Genomic DNA, 16,335 nt, shown 5'->3' with positions numbered 1-16,335 from the left:
CGATTCGTAGGGATGCAGGGGAAAGTCCTCTTCCGTAGCGGGGCGCGGAGCAACCTCGACATGGGCCTGGTGTGCCGCTGCTGCCAGCAGGACGTGCGGCGGCAGTGCGAGGCCACCCGCACCCGCTTGATCGACGAACCTCGTCGGCTCTCTCTCCCACAGGCGGCGGCTACTCCTTCGTCCTGGCCGGCGTCCGCGACAGCAAGAACTGGTTCGGCTGCGGACCGCTCGCGACCTGATTACGCGTAGCCGACAGGTCCACGGCCGCCTCGTTACGGGCGGTGCTCCTGAAGTTCCCGGTGATCGTGTTCCCCGAAGCAGAAGTCGGGCCCGTGCCGGTGTTCTCCGGCCGACGGTGTGCTCGCCGTGGCGGCGTACGCCGCGCACTGCGCGCTGTCCACCATCTGATCGCTGTCGGATGCGGCGTTGGCGAGGCTGGCGCAGCACACGGCGAGCAGGAGGCCGCCCGCGACCAGGGGCAGGCTCCGGCGCGGGGGCGGCGGGGCCAGTAGGGCGCGCACCCGCTGCGGCACCGCCCCGCCGGTCGCGGCCAGTGCGGCCGGGAATGAGGCACCGGCGGATGCCAGCGCGGCGCGCCCGACGGCGTGCGCGACGATCTTACGGTCGCCGACGCGCTGCGCGGCCTCCTCGTCGGCCCAGCGTTCCAGGACGAAGCCGCCCGCGACGGCCAGCGGCCGCAGCAGTGGGTTCAAGGCCGCCGTGAGCCGCCACAGAACCTGGAAGAGGTGATGACGGCAGCGCAGATGAGCACGCTCGTGTGCGAGGAGGGCCTCGCGCTCGCGGTCGGTGAGACAGCGCAGCATTCCCCGGGAGACCACGATCCGGCCCGGCGACCCGGGCAACGCGAAGGCCATCGGGACGTCGTCGTCGACCACGACCAGCTCCGTCTCCTCTGGCAGCCGGGCGCGCTCCCGCCGCGCCCGGACGAAGAGGCGGGCCTGCCCCACGGCGGCCACGCCCAGTGAGGCGACGCCCACGGCCAGCATCAGGGCGCTGCCTCCCGCGACGACGAGGTAGACGGGATCCTCGGCTTGCAGGGCGGCCACCGACCAGCGGCCTTTCTCCGCAACTTCCGGAATCTGTGCCACGCCCGTGAAGGCGAGCAAGGCAAGTGCCCCTGCCCAGCCGATCGCCGTCACGAGCGCGGCGCAGGCCAGAGCCCAGGCAGCGCGGCGCGGGGGCAGCACATGGGCCAGTCGGGGCGCGAGCACGGCGAGCACAGCCGTGACTGCGAAGGGGACGTAGACGCTGAACAGCACGGCTTTACGCCCTCTCTGCTGAGCGATCATCTCCGGTACGAGCGTCGTGCCCGGACAGGAGCTGATGCAACACATGCTCGTCCTGCTCGGACAGTTCCGAGACGAAGCGGGCCAGGACCGCCTCGCGGTCGGAACCACCCTCAAGCAGCGACCGCATGCGCTGGGCGGTGTGCGACGCCTCGTCCCGCACCGGCTCGTACGCGTAGCCGCGGCCCTCGCGGTGCCGGACGAGCATCTCCTTGTCGTACAGCCGGGACAGGATGGTCAGGACGGTCGTGTAGGCCAGGTCGCCCGGCAGCGCCTCCCGGACCTGGCCGGCGGTCAGGGGGCCGTCGGCGGCCCAGAGCGCGGCGAGGACATCGCTCTCCAGTTCGCCGCGGCCCCGCCTGCCGGACGCCCCGCGGGCGCCGCCGTCCTCTCGCTCCTCCACCGCATGCCTCCGTTCGCCGACCGTCCGCACAGACCACCCGGCCACCTACTACTAGTTGTAGGAGGTATGCTCCGGGCTTCGAACCGCGAACTACTACAACTCGCGGCTGGGGGCGGTGGCGGCAGTGGCGGCCCTGGCGATGGCAGTCTCACGGGTGTGGGTCGGCGCGGACTATCCGCACGACGTCATGGCCGGCGTGCTGGTCGGTGGCCTCGTCGCACTGATGTCGATGCTCGTGCTGCGACGGTGGTCGCGATCGGTGGACCGGTGGATCGGCTCCAGCCGCCTGCGCCGGCTGCTGAGCGCCTCATGAATCGGCGCGACGCCGCCGACCTGGCTGGGACGGTCGGTCTCGGCGCTTGGGTGGCGTTCGGCGTCCTCACGATGGTGGTGCTCGGCCAGGACGGCGCTCAGCTGTGGTCGGACGACGGTCTCCTGGCCTGGTCGCTCGCCCATCGGCCGGACGTCGCCGGGGCGCTGGCCCGAGGGGTGACCGATGCCGGCAGCGGTGCCGTCCCTTACGTCCTCGCCGCGTTGGCCGGCATGGTCGGGGGACGAACCGTGCGGCGACGGATGGGGGCCGCCGCACTGGCCCTTGGCTGTCTGGAAACCGGTCAGGCGCTGCGCTACGGGGTGATGGAAGTCGTCCAGCGGCCGCGTCCCGCCCGTGCCGGCTGGGCGGCGTCCGCGGGCGGTTGGGCTTTCCCCTCGGGACACACCACCACAGCGGCCCTCACTGCCGGTCTGCTGATCGTCGCGGTCTCACTGCGCGCCCCGCGCGGCGCCACCCCACTCCGGGTCGTCATCGGGTGCTGGGGCGTGCTGGTGGGCCTGTCCCGGGTCTATCTCGGCGTGCACTGGTTCACCGACGTCATCGGCGGCTGGCTGTTTCGCCACCGGATGGCTCGGAGTGTGCCTGTACGCGATGATCCGGTGGCTGCCCGCATCGTTCGTCTCCGGCACGCCCCGTGCGCCGGACCATCCAACGGAGGGCCATGCGCCACAAGATCCTGGTTGTCGAGGACGATCACGCCCTGCGTGACGTGCTGCGTCGCGGCCTGCTCGACGAGGACTTCGACCCCGTGCCCGCCGCCGACGGCGCCACCGCCCTGCGGCTGGCCACCGACGACATCGCGGCCGTCGTCCTGGACGTCGGGCTGCCCGACGCGGACGGCCGGGACGTCTGCCAGGCGCTGCGCGCGGGCGGGTTCGCCGCCCCGATCATCTTCCTGACAGCCCGCCATCACCTCACCGACCGTCTGTCCGGGTTCTCCGCCGGAGCCGACGACTATCTGCCCAAGCCGTTCCATCTCGCCGAACTCGTCGCCCGGCTGAGGGCCGCACTCAAACGGGCCGCACCCGCGGCGGTGGCCACCGCCGGAGACCTGGTCCTGGACGCGACCCGGCACAGCGCGCAGGTCGGCGACGTCCATGTCGACCTGTCTCCCACGGAGTTCCGTCTGCTGGCCACGCTCATGGCCGCGGGCGGGACCCTCGTGTCCCGCCGTGACCTGGTCAGGGCCGCCTGGCCGGACGGCGCCCAGGTCAGCGACAACACCCTCGACCAGTATCTGAGCCGACTGCGCCGAAAGCTGCGCGAAGCGGGCAGCGGCCTCGGCCTTACCACGACCCGCGGGATCGGGCACCGGCTGTCATGAACCGGCTCGCGCGCCGTCTGGCGCCCCGCACGCTGCGCGGTCGGCTCTCGCTCGTGGCGCTGACCACCGCCGCGCTCCTGATGACCGTGCTGACCGTCGTGTTCAACAGCGCGATGGACCGGCACCTGCAGCACCAGGCTGACGACGAACTACGCAACCGCGCCGCCGCCGTCGCCACCACCGTCGACACCAGCGGGCCCCGAGTGCGGGTCCTGGAGACCGTCAACGACAGCCTGCTCGACGCGAACGTGTGGATCTACGCCGGAACACGCCTGCTGGAGAAACCGCCGTCCGCCACGGCCGACAGTGCGCTCACCCAGGCCGCCGACCGGCTCGCCGCGCGGGGCAGCCCGGTCTGCGCGACCCTGCAAACCGACAACCCCCGTTTCGTCCGCCTGTGTTCCCAACCCGTGTCCCGCCTCCGCAGCACCGCCACCGTCATCACGGCCACGGATCTCGCCCCTTACCGCAGCTCCGCCGACACCCTGCTGTCGGGCTCGCTGATCCTGGACGCTGTCATGCTCGCGTGCACCTACGCGCTGACGCGGCTGGCCGTCGGACGGGCGCTGCGCCCCGTGCGCACCATGACCGACCAGGCCACCCAGTGGAGCGCCGTCGGTTCCGATCAGCGTTTCGGCGCGGCAGACCAGCCGGACGAACTGGCCCGCCTGGGCACCTCGTTGGACGCACTGCTGGACCGCATCCGCACCGTGCTGCGCCACGAGCAGCAGCTGACCGGCGAGCTGTCCCACGAACTGCGCACCCCGCTCACCCGAATCGTCGTCGAGCTCGACTGGTGGCGGGCCCGCCCTCGCTCGGCCGTCGAGACCGACGCCACCCACGAGGTGATCGCGGAGGCCGCCCAGTCCATGCGCACCATCTGCGACACGCTGTTGAACGACGCCCGCGAAAGCGCGCAGAACACCGCCACGGCCGTCGGTGCCACCGCTGTCGCTCCCGTGCTGCGTCGGCTGGTCGAGGACCTCGACGCACGGAAGCAGCTGAAGACCGTCGTCGACGTGCCGGACCAGCAGATGGAAGCGGGCGTCGCTTCCGCTCTTCTCGAACGCATCGTCAGCCCGCTGCTGGCCAATGCCGTTCGCTACGCCGGCTCCACGGTGACCGTGTCCGCGAGGCAGTTGCCCGGCGGCGTCCGCATCGACGTCACGGACGACGGTCCTGGCGTACCGGAGGTGTTCCTCGACGATCTCTTCCAGCCCGGCCGGCGTGCGGACTCCGGTGACGGGCACGACGGGGCGGGCCTGGGGCTGCCGCTCGCGCGACGCCTGGCCCGCGCCGTCGGCGGCGAGGTCTCCCACGACCCCGAGCACACACCCGGAGCACGTTTCCTGGTCGACCTGCCCGCCGGATGACGTGACTCAGCCGGCCCGCCGAGCGACCAGCTCCCGCTCCGTCATCTGCGGTGTTCTGCGCTCCTGCACCTGCGCGTACGCCATCAGCCCGACCAGAACGGCCAGCAGCACGGCGGAAGACCCCGCAGTACCGAGGTCCAGGCCGCCCTTGGCGACCGGCTTGGTCAGGAGGTCACCGGCGGTGGCTCCCAGGGGCCTGGTGAGGACGAAGGCGACCCAGAACAGCAGCACGTTCGGCACGACCGGCACCTCCATCAGCAGGACGAGGACGGCCAGTGCGCCCGTCACGAGCAGCGCGCCGCCGGCGTAACCGAGGCCGGAGCTGTCGGAGAGGAAGTCGCCCATGGAGGTGCCGAGGGTGTTGGAGACGAGGATCGCCGACCAGAACAGGGCCTCGCCGCGGAAGGTGACGATGTCGCGGATCTGGAAGGTCATCCCGGTCGCCTTCCAGACGGCGAAGATGACCAGCAGGATCGAGACGAGGATCGCCGCCCCGGTGGGGTGGCCCAGGCCGACCCTGCGGGCCCCAGCCGAGCGAAGTGGCTCCGCCGGAGAGGAACTTGGTGCTGGCGTCGCGGTTCATGAAGTCGGACATCGGTGCCGGCCATGCTGGTCGACAGGATCACGGTCCAGTAGAAGAACGGGTTGTAGTGACTGGCGGCCCTGAGCTGGACGACCAGTGTCACCACGAAAAGCATGGACAGGGCGATCGTGGTGAGGAAGTAGCCGAGTTTCAGGGTCTGTGCGAAGAGGTCGCCGGCCGTCTCGCCGAGGGTGGTCGCGGCGATCTTCATGATCCAGAACGCCAGGGTGACCTCGGGGAGTTTCTTCATGACCGACTTCGTCGTGGTCGCCACGTCGAGGTCGGTGAGCCTTTCCGGTTTCTGCAAGGTGGGGGGCTCCCATGCGGTCGAACAGCAGGGCGCCCGCCCGCGACGCGAACAAGCACCCTGTGCGATCAGGCGACTCCGAAGAGCGATCGCTGGAACCGACCCTGGCAGCGTCACCCTGAACGCATCCTGAACGACTGCCGCGCGCCTGCTCAGGCCGCGTGTCGGGCGGTGTGCTGCGGCTGCGCCACGTCCTTTCGGGTCACCGAGAGGTAGATGACCAGGCCGAGGATGACCGTGAGGAACAGCGCGCTGGTGATGACGGTGCCCAGGCCCAGGCCGCCGTCACCGGTGGGCTGGGAGAGGTAGTCGCCGATGGACGCGCCGAGCGGGCGGGTGAGGATGTAGGCGATCCAGAAGCTCCACACCGCGTCCAGGCCGAGCTTGAAGTGGGCGAGGGCGACCGCGGCGATGGCCAGGCCGAACAGGACCGCGGCCAGCCAGTAGCCCAGGTTCATGCGCTCGGAGACCAGGTCACCGGCCGCGGTGCCGAGGGCGAAGGTGAACAGGACGGCGAGCCAGTAGTAGGCCTCGCGGCTCGCGGTGTCGATGTGGTGGATGGACAGCGTCCGCTCACGCCGGTACCAGACCACGAAGACGATCGCGAGGATGATCGCGAAGACGGTGGTGCTGGTCTCCAGCGGTACACCCATATTGTCGGTGAGATTGTCGCTGATCAGCGTCCCCACGACGCTGATCAGGGCGACGGCCGTCCAGTACACGCCCGCGCGGTAGGCGGTGGTGCGGAACTGCACGACCAGGACGACCGCCAGCAAGGCGCTCATCAGCACCGACACACCGGTCAGGCCGAGACCGGCCTTCTCGTTGAGCAGGTCGGCCGCGGTCTCGCCGACCGTCGTGCACAGCACCTTGATGACCCAGAAGTAGACAGTGACTTCGGGCACCTTGTTCCAGCCCAGTCGGCGACCGGAGGGCGACACCTGGGGGTCGGCCTCCGAGGGCGGGGGCGTCTGTGAGGTCTCGTATGTCATGAGGCCCGACCGTGCCACGGGAAACCTGAACGCATCCTGACTGCCGTGCGTCATCGGATTCGTCGGCTACCTGGCCGTGTCACAACGCGACAAGGGCGCGCACGCCACGGCATGAGGCAAGGGCGCGCTGGGCCGTTTCCTGTACGGGCCGTTATCCCGGTGCTCGCCTCGGCCACAGCCCTCTCGCGCGGCCCGCCGCACCCACACGCCACCCGGGCAGAAGGCCGACTCGAAGATCACCAGACGGCACTTGCGATTCCTCGCGTCCAGCCAGCGTCCAGAATCGCGCGTCCAGGCCCTCGAAAACGTCGGCCACGGAGACGTGCGGCAACGCTCAAGCCATCACGTCAGAGCAGGTCAGAGCGATTCAAACTCACGCCTGCGACCCCAGAGTTGAAGTCACGAGCAGCGGATTTGGTCTCGTTGCACCAAAGTCCTGAATCCGCACCCCTGATGAGACGTTTCCGCAGGTCAGAAGCCTGCGCAGGTGGGGCGGGTGGGACTCGAACCCACGGCCGACGGATTATGAGTCCATTGAGGATCTTGGCGGTCTTTGCCGATCCCTGCCCATTCACGCCGTACTTGCAGGTCAGGCGCGTGCATCTCTGTCGTCCTTGCGCGGTCCTTGTCGGTTGTTTCCGGTCCTTGCGGTCCCTCCGTGGTCCCTGACGCTCCCCGAGAGACCTTGCCCGATACCAACTCGGCCCGCCTTGCGGACCGTCTCCACCAGCAGCACGGCCCCGGCCTGCGAGACCACTCCACGACCGCTGCCCTCAACGCGGACACGCGGGTACGACCCGATACGCTTCTTCACCCGGGGAGTGCTTTCTCTTGTAACGAACAGGACCTTCGATGGCCCTATCATCCCCGGGCACTGGCCAAGTGGGGGTTAGCCCAACCTCGGACATTCCCGAAGAGGGCCCCGCAGGGCTGCCGGGCACCGACCCAGTCTGATCCACCCCTCACACAGGAACCGCGAACCTCAAACATGCTCAGCTACTGGCTCGCGGCCGTGCGGCGCAGCGCCGTGTCCACCGTCCTGGTCGCCGTCGTCGTCAGCGGTGCCATGGCCGGTGTACTCATTTCGGAGGACACGAGCACCTGGGCGGGCTCGCTGCTCCAAGGAACGCTCTTCGGCCTTGCGGCGGGAGCCATCCTCGCCGTCGCAATCGCCACGTCGAACACGTGGAACGCCCGACGCGCGGCCGCGCGGCACGGGCTGCTGCTGATGGCCGAGGCCGCGTCCCTGCCGTGCACCGCCGAGATCCGTGTCCCGGTGCCCGCCGGCACGACTCCCTATCAGCTCACCGACAGCGTGCTGTGCGCCCTCAAGAAGGTTCCGGCTCCCCGGATCGACGAGGTCGAGGAGTTCACGCACGGCAAGCTCACCGTTGTCTGTGGGAGTTCGTCCGCCAACCCGGTGCGGCTACACATCTCAATCGTGACGGACCGGAACATCGCGACGGTGACGATGGACGCCCGCCCCGTGACCACCTGGAAGCGACTGGACGGCGGCGCAAGCTGGAGCGTTCTCACGGCTTTCGAACCGCATGTCAGCAAGGCCGTCCAGTACGACACGGACGGCACGGACATCACCTGAGCGTGCCCCGGAGGACCTGCCTGCGGACCGTCTCCATCAGCCGGACCGCCCAGCATGCGAGACCACCGCACAGCCGGCGCTTTTCTCTTGTGGCAAACATAACCTTCAACAAGCCCTATCGTCCCAGCTCAGAGACGCCCTCGCGTATTTGGTCAGCCCTCTGGCGGCCTTCTTCGTGAAAGCCCGAGGCTAAGGCTGCAAGATCGACAAGTGTGGTGATGTGGTCGGTGCGTGACTGGTAGTGGTCGGTTGCGGCGACGGTGTTCGTCCAGCCGATGGCCTGGACACCCAAGATCGTCCTCGGTAGTCGCGACCACTGACCTCCGTGGACGGAGCACCCAGGGGGCGACTGCGCCTGAGTACGCGTGCTTAGGGGGAGTGGGCCGCTTGGCACTGGCGCGGCCGGTCTGCGTTCCCCACGCTGGGGTCCCACCCTGCGTCGAAAGAGGTACTCATGGGCCGCGACCTGCAGCTGCGCGTTGCCACTCCGGAGGATCTTGCATGGATCCACGAATTACGTCACCGGGTGTACGCGCAGGAGTTGGGCCAGCACGCGCCGGATCCGACCGGGCGGCTTCGCGACGGGCTGGACGGCGACAACGTCTACCTGGTCGCGGCGCGAGGCACGACCCGAATCGGCTTTGTCAGCCTGACTCCGCCCTGGTTGGGGCTGTTCGCACTGGACAAGTACCTGACCCGCGACGAGCTGCCGTTGCTGACCGAGGACGATCTGTTCGAGGTGCGTATCCTCACCGTCGAGCCGCGCTGGCGGGCCTCCGCGGCGGCACCGCTGCTGATGTACGCGGCACTGCGCTGGATCGCCGCCCGGGGCGGTCGCCGGGTGGTGGCGATGGGGCGCACCGAACTGCTCAACATGTACCTGGCCGCCGGCCTGCGCCCGGTCGGCCGTACCGTCCACAGCGGTGCGTTGACGTTCGAGGTGCTGACCGGCAGCGTGACCGAGCTGACGAAGGCCACGATGGACCGTTACGGCACCACGTTGGAGCGTCTGCGGTCCGAGGTGGACTGGCGGCTGGACGTGCCGTTCGCACCCCGGCCGGACGGCTGCGAACACGGCGGCGCCTCGTTCACCGCCATTGGCACGGACTTCCGCAGCCTGCACCGGCGCCATCAGATAGTCGCGGCCGACGTGCTGGACGCCTGGTTCCCACCAGCCCCCGGGGTGCGGGCGGCGCTCGCGGAAGATCCAGCCTGGGCCGCTCGGACCTCGCCGCCGACCAGCGCCGAGGGCCTGCTGGCGGAAATCGCCACGGCCCGGGCGCTGCCGGCAGAGACGCTCGCGGTCGGCGCCGGTTCGTCCGACCTGATCTACAGGGCGTTCGGCCAGTGGCTGACCCCTGAGAGCAGGGTGCTTCTGACAGACCCCGGCTACGGCGAGTACGCCCACGTCACGGAGAGGGTGATCGGGTGCCGGGTGGACCGGTTCCGGTTGCGCCGCGAAGACGGCTGGCGGATCGATCCGGACCGGCTGTCTGCTGTCGTCAGGTCCGGCCGCTACGACCTCGTGGTGGTGATCAACCCGAACAACCCGACCGGACGCCACGCACCGGCGGCGGAGCTGCGCTCGCTGATCGCCGCCGCGCCGGCCCGAACCCGCTGGTGGATCGATGAGGCCTACCTGGGCTACGTCGATCTGGCCGAATCGCTCGCGGGCCTCGCCGCGATGCACCCGCGGGTAGTGGTCTGCACCTCATTGTCGAAGATGTATGCGCTATCCGGTATGCGGGCCGCGTATCTGGTGGCCGAGCCGATCACGGCGGCACAGCTACGCCGATGGACGCCGCCCTGGCCGGTCAGCCTCCCGGCGCAGCTGGCCGCAGTGGCAGCCCTGCGGGACCCGGCGTACTACAGCGACTGCTGGCTTCGCACCCACTCGCTGCGCCGGCAGCTGGCCGCCGACCTGGCCGGGCTGGACGAGGACCTGATGGTCGAAGAGGCCGTGGCCAACTTCCTCACCGTGACCCTGCCGTCCGGCGGGCCGAGTGCCGCACAAGTGGTGAACGAGTGCCGCCGCCACGACGTGTACCTGCGCGACCTGTCGCCGTTGTCGTCGGCGTACCAGGGGCGCACGGTGCGCATCGCGGTCAAGGACACCGCCGAGAACGCGCGCATTGTGGCCGCCTTCCAGGCCGCCCTGGGCGTACTGCGGCCGAGTTCGGCCTCGCTCCTTTCCATGTCTGAGGGCGTTCCCGCCGCCGGATCCGCACGGTGATCACCGTGGCTTCCCTGGCGCCCTACCTCGGTGGGGCGCTGGCACTGGGCGGCATCGCGGTGGCGGCGTCCCGGCGCCGCGAGCTGCTGATCCGGTGGTGCGCCTGGGCGGTCGGAGTGCCAGTGGTCACCGGTGCGTTCTGGTTGGGCCGCCCGGGCGCCGCGGGCATCGCCATCGCGGTCGGGGTGATTGCCGTCATGGAGTTCGGCGGGCTGATGCGGCTGGGCTGGGTGGACCGGATTGTGCTGGCCGCGGCGGTGGCAGGCGTGGTACTGGCCGCCTGGTTGGCCCCCGGACAGGTGCTCCGTGTGGTCGCGATCGGGGCGCTCGCGGTGGCCGCAGTGCCGCTCCTGACCGGCGACGCCGACCAGGGCCTGCACCGGCTCCGCGCCGGCCTGCTCGGGCTGGCCTGGCTGAGTGTGCTGGCCGCGCTGGTGCCGCTCGGGGCGAGCGCGCTTGCGCTGTTCGTGGCGGTCTCGGTCGCCGACATCATCGCGTACTTCGCCGGTAGAGGGCTCGGCGGGCCGCGGCTGTCCCCACTGTCACCGGCCAAGCGGTGGAGCGGCACCCTGGCCGGGGCTGCGGCCGGCCTCGGTGTGCTCGCCGTGCTGTCCGCGCTGAGCTGGCCGATGGCGGTGGCGGTGGCGGTCGGCGGCCCGGCCGGCGACCTTCTCGAATCCATGATCAAAAGAGGTGCACAGACGAAGGACGCCGGCCGCTGGCTACCCGGCTCCGGCGGTTTGCTGGACCGGATCGATTCGCTGCTCATCGCGCTGGCCGTCCTGCTGGTCCTGCGCTGATCCCCGTATGGTCCTGGCCGGGCAGCAGACACGGTGACGACGGACTGCCGCCGATGCGCGAACCCTCACTGAGGAATGCGTTCCCTGGCCGACGCCGAGGATCGAGCGGCGCGTGGGCGGCAGTCCGTCCACAGCTCAGGCAGCAGCCGGCGTCGTCCAATCCACTGCCGACGCGCCAGACGCGCCGGCATCTGCGCCGCCTCCGCTGCCTGCCCGGTACTCGACCGGCCGCGCCACGGACAACAGCCCCATGCCTCCGTAGCAGGCGAACGAAAACGGGGCGGTCAGCTCCCGGGACCCCGTCGGCGCGGGCACGTCAGCGCCGTCCTGGTCCCCGCCTGGTCCCTCAGCCTTCGTTCCGAGCTCGAAGGCAGCACGCCCCGGAAGCCGGTGCCTATCTCGACCGCCCACTCCGCCGCAGGTCAGAAGGGGTTGGGGGCCATCCGAGCGGCGCGGCGTACGCGCGGTTCCAACGACGCGCGCAGCGGATTCAGTCCGTTGAGCCGCAGTTGATGCCCCAACACCTCACGAGGAACGCTTCCGCAGGTCAGGCGACGTTTCAAGTGGGGCGGGTGGGACTCGAACCCACGGCCGGCGGATTATGAGTCCTTTGAGGATCTTGGCGGGCCTTGCGTTTCTTCACCCATTCTTGGCGTTTCTGCAGGTCAGGGCCGCAAACCTCTGCTGATGCCTCGCAACCCTTGTCAGTCTGTTCCTGTCCTTGCGGCCTCAACGCGGCCTCAATGAGGCCCTTGGCGCCCGGAACGAAGGCAAGGGTGGACTGTCGCTCCAGTTCGCGAGCAGGTCTCGAACCTGCCCACAGCGGATCTCCCTTCCAACGCGCAGAGGCTCCGCCCCCCGGTGTCGGGGCGGAGCCCCGGCGAGGACGGCGTCCCAGTCCTGGCGCAGGAATCCGGCGAAGCCCTGGATTGGACCTGATCCGTTGGTCTCGGCCTCCCGGACCCAGGCAGCCAGGAGATGGCCGCGGCGGCACGTCCGGGCCCAGCGCCCAGCGGCCCAAGTCCTCGCCCTGGACCAGGACTTCACCGGATGCCGACGGCACCGCTTCATCGCCTTGGGCATGTGCCTGGGCGAGGCGGAAGCAGTGCTGTCACCCCGCATCCCACACGGGGCGCCGAGGCCGGCGAGCTCGGCCACCAGTCCGGCTTCACCGGCTGACGCACTCCACAGCGGTCCCTCGCCTGTACCCGGGGAGGGACCACCGTCTGCGTCGTACATTCACTTCAGCTCGCGGATGGTCGCCTCGAACGCCCGATCCATGTCCCACAGGGGTTCGAAGGTGACGTGGACGACGTGGCCGTAGGTCTGGTTGTGGAACATCTGGTAGCGCCCGAAGGCCTCGGGGTCCTCCACTTCGATCAGCGCGTACCCGCCCCATCCGGTGCCGTACGTCTGGTGGTGCACGATGCCGCTGTCGACGTCGCCCCAGTTGCCCGACCGGGCGAACGCCTTGAAGGCTTCGCCCCACGCCTCATCGAGTGCAGGCTTGGTGACGCCCTCGGCATAGACGAAACGCTGAAGATACTTTTGCCCCATCGACCCACTCCTTGCTCCCTGCCCGGGGCAGCCCTTACGCTTCGCCCTTGGTGGTTGCAAGATAGCCATCACCCATCCACGTGCCGCCGCATCTCACCCGGTCGATGGCGTGTTTGAAGCCCTTGTCGTACGAGTAGGGCGCCAGCTGATGGCGATCTTTGAAATCGGTTCCGGTCGGATTTTCATGACGGTCACGATCGTCGGCCTGGCGCCTTACGTTTGACGGCGGGAATGCCCTGGTCATGGAGGTTCTGTCTGGGGTGAAGGACGCCTCGCGTCGGGCGCACAGCCGTTACGGGCGGCGGCTCGCCGAGCATCCCGCCGGCGGGCGCCGCCTGGTGGTGAAGCTGGAGGTCCGGCGGTTCTTCTGCGACGCACCCGATTGCAGGCGACGCACCTTCGTCGAGCAGATCGAGGGTCTGACCACGCGTTATTCCCGCGCCGGCCCCGGAGTGAAGGAGTTGTGGCGGTCCGTCGCACTCGTGGCGGGCGGTCGTCCGGGCATGTGGCTGTGCAACTCGCTGGCCGTGCCCACCGGCAAGGCCCGGCTGCTCGGCCAGCTGCACACGCCCGAGGTGCCCGCCCGCAGTCCGCGGGTGCTTGGTGTCGACGACTTCGCCTTCCGCCGCTCGCGCACCTACGGGACCATCCTGGTCGACGTCGAGAAGTCCGCCCCGGTCGACCTGCTGGCCGACCGCACCAGCGAGACTCTCGCCGTCTGGCTCACCGCGCACCCCGGCGTCGAGATCGTCTGCCGGGACCGCGACAGCGGCTACAGTCGCGCGATCAAGGAGGCGGCACGGACGCGACCGAGGTGGCCGATCGCTGGCATTTGCTTCAGAATCTGTCGGCCGCGGTCGAGAAGACCTGCCATCAGCACCGTGCCTGCCTGCACAAATACGCCCTGGACGACGTGGACGGACCCACGTCGGCGACCGCACCACCCATCCGGCCTCAGGATGGCCTCAATGCACGCCCCTGCCGCAGCAGAGCCGAGCAGAACACATCTCACTGGCAACGCGTCCACTCACGTCCATGCAGGTCAGAAGGGCCTCAGCGGACTCAGACGAACCTGGCACCAAAACCCGCGAGCAGCGGGGATTCAGTCCGTTCAGGCAAAGTTGACGCTCCGACACCCGAAAATGAACGTTTCCGCAGGTCAGAAGCCTGCACAGGTGGGGCGGGTGGGACTCGAACCCACGGCCGACGGATTATGAGTCCTTTGAGGATCTTGGCGACCCTTGCCGATCAACGCTCATCTTTGACGTTTTCCCAGGTCAGACGTGTTGATCGCTGTCAGTCCTGTGTGCTGCTTGTCGAGCTGTTCCTGTCCTTGTGGCCCCTCAATGGCCCCTGCCGCTCCTGGAAAGTCTGCCCGATACGGAATCCGGGACGTCGCTCCAGCTCAGCCGACGCGGGCGAACCTCGGCGCAGCGGATACCCATTCCAGCGAACGGGCCCGGTGGCGCGGGGGCCGGCTGAGGTCTTCCAGTTGCACCGGCGTCGAGATGAACGGTCCGGCCAGGCTTCAGTAGCCACGCGGCTCGAGGTCACCCGGGCGAGCGACCGGACCTGGACACTCATCTCGTCACTTTCAGCCGACGACCAAGGTCAGCCCTTGACGGCGGAGCTGGCGACGCCCTGGACGAACCAGCGTTGGAAGAAGGCGAAGACGATCAGTACAGGCAGGACCAGGAGGACACCGAAGGCGAGGATCTGCCCCCAGTCCGGGGGCAGTTGGCCCTGGAAGACACTCATCTCCAGCGGCAGCGGGCGTACCGACGGGTCGGAGACCATCAGGACCGGCCACAGGAAGGAACCCCACTGAGTGAGGAACGTCAGGATCGCGACCGAGGCAAAAGCCGGTTTCGACATCGGCACGATGATCGCGAAGAAGGTGCGCCAGGGGCCCGCGCCGTCGAGGCGGGCAGCTTCCTCGATGCTCGGCGGAATCGAGCGGAAGAACGTGTGGAACTGGTAAATGGAGAAGGCGTTGGCGATGAACGGGATCGCCTGGATGAAGAGCGTGTTGCGCTGGCCGTTGAACATATAGAAGAGCGGCACGGCGACGGACTCGAAGGGGACCAACATCAGGAGTAGTACGAGAGTGAAGACGGCTTCACGGCCGCGCCACTTCAGCCGCGACAGCCCGTACGCCGCCATGGAATTGACGAACAGGCCACCGGTGACGACCACGAACGCCAGCAGCAGCGAGATGCCCATGAAGCGCCAGATGTAGCCCGTGCTGTCGGAGTTGAGGCTGTCAAGGACGGCGGTGTAATTGTCGAAGGACAGGTGGGTGGGGAGGAAACCGGAGAGTCCATTGAGGACCTCGTCGGACGGCTTGAGGCTGCCCATGAACAGGTAGAGGACGGGCAACGCGAAGATGAACGCCAGGACGCTGAGGACGGCGTAGTCGAGGAATCGGCGCAGGGGCCTGCGGATCACGCCCGGGCTCGTGCTCGTATTCATGTCAGTCCTCGTTTCCGGGGCGCACGACGCGGCGCTGGAGGAGGGTCAGGGCGACGACGATCAGGAAGAAGACGACGGTGATCGCGGACGCCTGGCCGATGTTGTTCTGGTCGAAGGCGGTGGTGACGGCCTGGTACATCACGGTGCGGGCAGCGTCCTCGTCGAGACCGCCGCCCTTGACGAGGACGTAGACCTGGTCGAAGACCCGGAAGGACAGCACCGAGGTGAGCATCGCGACGAAGACGAGGGTGCCGCGGATGCCGGGCAGGGTGACGTGGCGGAACTGCTGCCAGCGGCTCGCGCGGTCGAGTTCGGCGGCCTCGTAGAGCTCACCCGGGATCTGCTGGAGACCGGCGAGCAGGATGACCATCTGGAAGCCGACGCCCTGCCAGACGGACAGCACGATGATCGAGGCCATCGCGGTGGCGGAGTCGCCGAGCCAGTCGAAGGCGCCCCAGTTGCCGAAACTCACCGCGTGCAGCGCCGAGTTGAGCATGCCCTGACCGCTGCGGGCGAGGATGAGTCGCCAGATCACGGCGACCAGCGCCATGGGGAAGACGACCGGCATGAAAAACAGGGAGCGGAACAGGCCGATGGCCTTGAGCTTGCGGTTGAGCAGGATCGCCAGTGCGAGCGCGAGGCCGGTCTGCAGCGGTACGACGACCACGGCGAAGGTCAGGTTGTTCAGCAGCGCCCGCAGGAACGGGCCGGACAGGTCGGGGTCGGTGAACAGCCGCCGGTACTGCTCCAGGCCGAAGAAGGACGGTGCCAGCGGGGAGCCGAGGCGCACGTTGTAGAACGAGAGCACCACGGCGTAGCCGAACGGCACGCCGACAAAGGCGATGAGTCCGCTGACGGCCGGGGCGGACATGAGCAGTCCGTGCAGCCAGTCGCGGTTCTTGCGGCCCGGCCGTGCCGATCGCGTCAGCGGCGCGGTTGTCACGGTTGTCGCGGACGGGGCCTGCTCCGGGCCGGGCGGCGCAGCGTGCGCGGGTTCCACGGATGTCACGGGAGGGTCCTGTTCCCGGCGGGGCGGGCGCGGTAGCCGCG

The 16,335-nt window shown here is 69.0% G+C and carries 16 protein-coding genes, 1 tRNA gene and 1 pseudogene; 8 read left to right on the top strand and 10 right to left on the bottom strand.

Annotated features, from left to right (window positions below; translation table 11 throughout):
* Positions 1 to 272: 272 nt before the first annotated feature.
* Complete coding sequence (locus QF027_RS47125; RefSeq protein ID WP_307081756.1) at positions 273 to 1,310, bottom strand: M56 family metallopeptidase; 1,038 nt, start codon at positions 1,308 to 1,310, stop codon at positions 273 to 275.
* The gene (locus tag QF027_RS47120) at positions 1,285 to 1,710 is read right to left on the bottom strand and encodes a BlaI/MecI/CopY family transcriptional regulator (protein WP_307081753.1); all 426 of its coding nucleotides are present in this window, start codon (positions 1,708 to 1,710) and stop codon (positions 1,285 to 1,287) included. The genes QF027_RS47125 and QF027_RS47120 overlap by 26 nt, the downstream gene beginning before the upstream one ends.
* 106 nt (positions 1,711 to 1,816) lie before the next feature.
* Here QF027_RS47120 and QF027_RS47115 point away from each other — a divergent pair, with 106 nt between their 5' ends.
* The 4 genes and pseudogenes from QF027_RS47115 (at position 1,817) to QF027_RS47100 (ending at position 4,741) form a co-directional block, all read left to right on the top strand.
* On the top strand, positions 1,817 to 2,023 hold the full coding sequence (locus tag QF027_RS47115) for a phosphatase PAP2 family protein (protein WP_307082742.1): 207 nt from the start codon (positions 1,817 to 1,819) through the stop codon (positions 2,021 to 2,023).
* Positions 2,020 to 2,752 (top strand): annotated as a pseudogene (locus QF027_RS47110) (phosphatase PAP2 family protein). The gene QF027_RS47115 and the pseudogene QF027_RS47110 overlap by 4 nt, the downstream one beginning before the upstream one ends.
* A complete protein-coding gene (locus QF027_RS47105) occupies positions 2,706 to 3,368 on the top strand; it encodes a response regulator transcription factor (RefSeq protein WP_307081751.1) in 663 nt (220 codons plus the stop codon). The pseudogene QF027_RS47110 and the gene QF027_RS47105 overlap by 47 nt, the downstream one beginning before the upstream one ends.
* Positions 3,365 to 4,741, top strand: coding sequence for a sensor histidine kinase (locus tag QF027_RS47100; RefSeq protein WP_307081749.1), 1,377 nt, complete (start codon positions 3,365 to 3,367; stop codon positions 4,739 to 4,741). The genes QF027_RS47105 and QF027_RS47100 overlap by 4 nt, the downstream gene beginning before the upstream one ends.
* 6 nt (positions 4,742 to 4,747) lie before the next feature.
* Here the strand turns inward: QF027_RS47100 and QF027_RS47095 are convergent, their stop codons facing one another.
* From QF027_RS47095 to QF027_RS47080, 4 genes are all read right to left on the bottom strand, one after another.
* Positions 4,748 to 5,176, bottom strand: a complete 429-nt coding sequence (locus tag QF027_RS47095) for a hypothetical protein (protein ID WP_307081747.1) — start codon at positions 5,174 to 5,176, stop codon at positions 4,748 to 4,750.
* Complete coding sequence (locus tag QF027_RS47090) at positions 5,173 to 5,631, bottom strand: hypothetical protein (RefSeq protein WP_307081745.1); 459 nt, start codon at positions 5,629 to 5,631, stop codon at positions 5,173 to 5,175. Before QF027_RS47090 ends, QF027_RS47095 begins: the two co-directional genes overlap by 4 nt.
* 152 nt (positions 5,632 to 5,783) lie before the next feature.
* Entirely contained in the window at positions 5,784 to 6,623 is an 840-nt protein-coding gene (locus QF027_RS47085; RefSeq protein ID WP_306972720.1) for a COG4705 family protein, read from the bottom strand.
* Positions 6,624 to 7,111: 488 nt separating this feature from the next.
* Positions 7,112 to 7,192: transfer RNA gene (locus QF027_RS47080), tRNA-Ile, on the bottom strand.
* 419 nt (positions 7,193 to 7,611) lie between these two features.
* Here QF027_RS47080 and QF027_RS47075 point away from each other — a divergent pair.
* The 3 genes from QF027_RS47075 (at position 7,612) to QF027_RS47065 (ending at position 11,256) form a co-directional block, all read left to right on the top strand.
* Entirely contained in the window at positions 7,612 to 8,223 is a 612-nt protein-coding gene (locus tag QF027_RS47075; protein ID WP_307081744.1) for a hypothetical protein, read from the top strand.
* A 454-nt stretch (positions 8,224 to 8,677) separates the two neighbouring features.
* A complete protein-coding gene (locus tag QF027_RS47070; protein ID WP_307081741.1) occupies positions 8,678 to 10,456 on the top strand; it encodes a pyridoxal phosphate-dependent aminotransferase in 1,779 nt (592 codons plus the stop codon).
* Entirely contained in the window at positions 10,453 to 11,256 is an 804-nt protein-coding gene (locus QF027_RS47065) for a phosphatidate cytidylyltransferase (RefSeq protein ID WP_306972723.1), read from the top strand. Before QF027_RS47070 ends, QF027_RS47065 begins: the two co-directional genes overlap by 4 nt.
* Positions 11,257 to 12,495: 1,239 nt before the next feature.
* On the opposite strand, the gene QF027_RS47060 is transcribed toward QF027_RS47065, so the two are convergent.
* Together QF027_RS47060 and QF027_RS47055 are read right to left on the bottom strand one after the other, a co-directional pair.
* On the bottom strand, positions 12,496 to 12,813 hold the full coding sequence (locus QF027_RS47060) for a hypothetical protein (RefSeq protein ID WP_123968380.1): 318 nt from the start codon (positions 12,811 to 12,813) through the stop codon (positions 12,496 to 12,498).
* 34 nt (positions 12,814 to 12,847) lie between these two features.
* Positions 12,848 to 13,057 carry a hypothetical protein gene (locus QF027_RS47055; RefSeq protein WP_307081739.1) on the bottom strand — a complete coding sequence of 70 codons (210 nt, stop codon included), beginning with the start codon at positions 13,055 to 13,057 and terminating at the stop codon, positions 12,848 to 12,850.
* Between QF027_RS47055 and QF027_RS47050 the strand changes: the two genes are divergently transcribed.
* A complete protein-coding gene (locus QF027_RS47050) occupies positions 13,056 to 14,030 on the top strand; it encodes a transposase (protein WP_307081737.1) in 975 nt (324 codons plus the stop codon). The genes QF027_RS47055 and QF027_RS47050 overlap by 2 nt on opposite strands.
* A 394-nt stretch (positions 14,031 to 14,424) precedes the next feature.
* Here QF027_RS47050 and QF027_RS47045 read toward each other — a convergent pair whose 3' ends face one another.
* Both QF027_RS47045 and QF027_RS47040 read right to left on the bottom strand, forming a co-directional pair.
* A complete protein-coding gene (locus QF027_RS47045; RefSeq protein WP_306972724.1) occupies positions 14,425 to 15,285 on the bottom strand; it encodes a carbohydrate ABC transporter permease in 861 nt (286 codons plus the stop codon).
* 1 nt (position 15,286) lies between these two features.
* Positions 15,287 to 16,294 carry a carbohydrate ABC transporter permease gene (locus QF027_RS47040; RefSeq protein WP_306972725.1) on the bottom strand — a complete coding sequence of 336 codons (1,008 nt, stop codon included), beginning with the start codon at positions 16,292 to 16,294 and terminating at the stop codon, positions 15,287 to 15,289.
* Between the last annotated feature and the right edge of the window lie 41 nt (positions 16,295 to 16,335).

This window comes from Streptomyces canus (assembly GCF_030816965.1).
In the GTDB taxonomy this organism is placed as follows: domain Bacteria; phylum Actinomycetota; class Actinomycetes; order Streptomycetales; family Streptomycetaceae; genus Streptomyces; species Streptomyces canus_E.
Note: the sequence above shows the minus strand (reverse complement) of the source record. Positions and strands in the feature narration are given on the sequence as shown.

Coding starts and splice junctions, on each gene's coding strand:
- QF027_RS47045 (WP_306972724.1), bottom strand. CDS start 15,285: ATGAATACGAGCACGAGCCCGGGCGTGATCCGCAGGCCCCTGCGCCGA.
- QF027_RS47075 (WP_307081744.1), top strand. CDS start 7,612: ATGCTCAGCTACTGGCTCGCGGCCGTGCGGCGCAGCGCCGTGTCCACC.
- QF027_RS47105 (WP_307081751.1), top strand. CDS start 2,706: ATGCGCCACAAGATCCTGGTTGTCGAGGACGATCACGCCCTGCGTGAC.
- QF027_RS47060 (WP_123968380.1), bottom strand. CDS start 12,813: ATGGGGCAAAAGTATCTTCAGCGTTTCGTCTATGCCGAGGGCGTCACC.
- QF027_RS47070 (WP_307081741.1), top strand. CDS start 8,678: ATGGGCCGCGACCTGCAGCTGCGCGTTGCCACTCCGGAGGATCTTGCA.
- QF027_RS47125 (WP_307081756.1), bottom strand. CDS start 1,310: ATGATCGCTCAGCAGAGAGGGCGTAAAGCCGTGCTGTTCAGCGTCTAC.
- QF027_RS47095 (WP_307081747.1), bottom strand. CDS start 5,176: ATGACCTTCCAGATCCGCGACATCGTCACCTTCCGCGGCGAGGCCCTG.
- QF027_RS47055 (WP_307081739.1), bottom strand. CDS start 13,057: ATGACCAGGGCATTCCCGCCGTCAAACGTAAGGCGCCAGGCCGACGAT.
- QF027_RS47100 (WP_307081749.1), top strand. CDS start 3,365: ATGAACCGGCTCGCGCGCCGTCTGGCGCCCCGCACGCTGCGCGGTCGG.
- QF027_RS47050 (WP_307081737.1), top strand. CDS start 13,056: ATGGAGGTTCTGTCTGGGGTGAAGGACGCCTCGCGTCGGGCGCACAGC.
- QF027_RS47085 (WP_306972720.1), bottom strand. CDS start 6,623: ATGACATACGAGACCTCACAGACGCCCCCGCCCTCGGAGGCCGACCCC.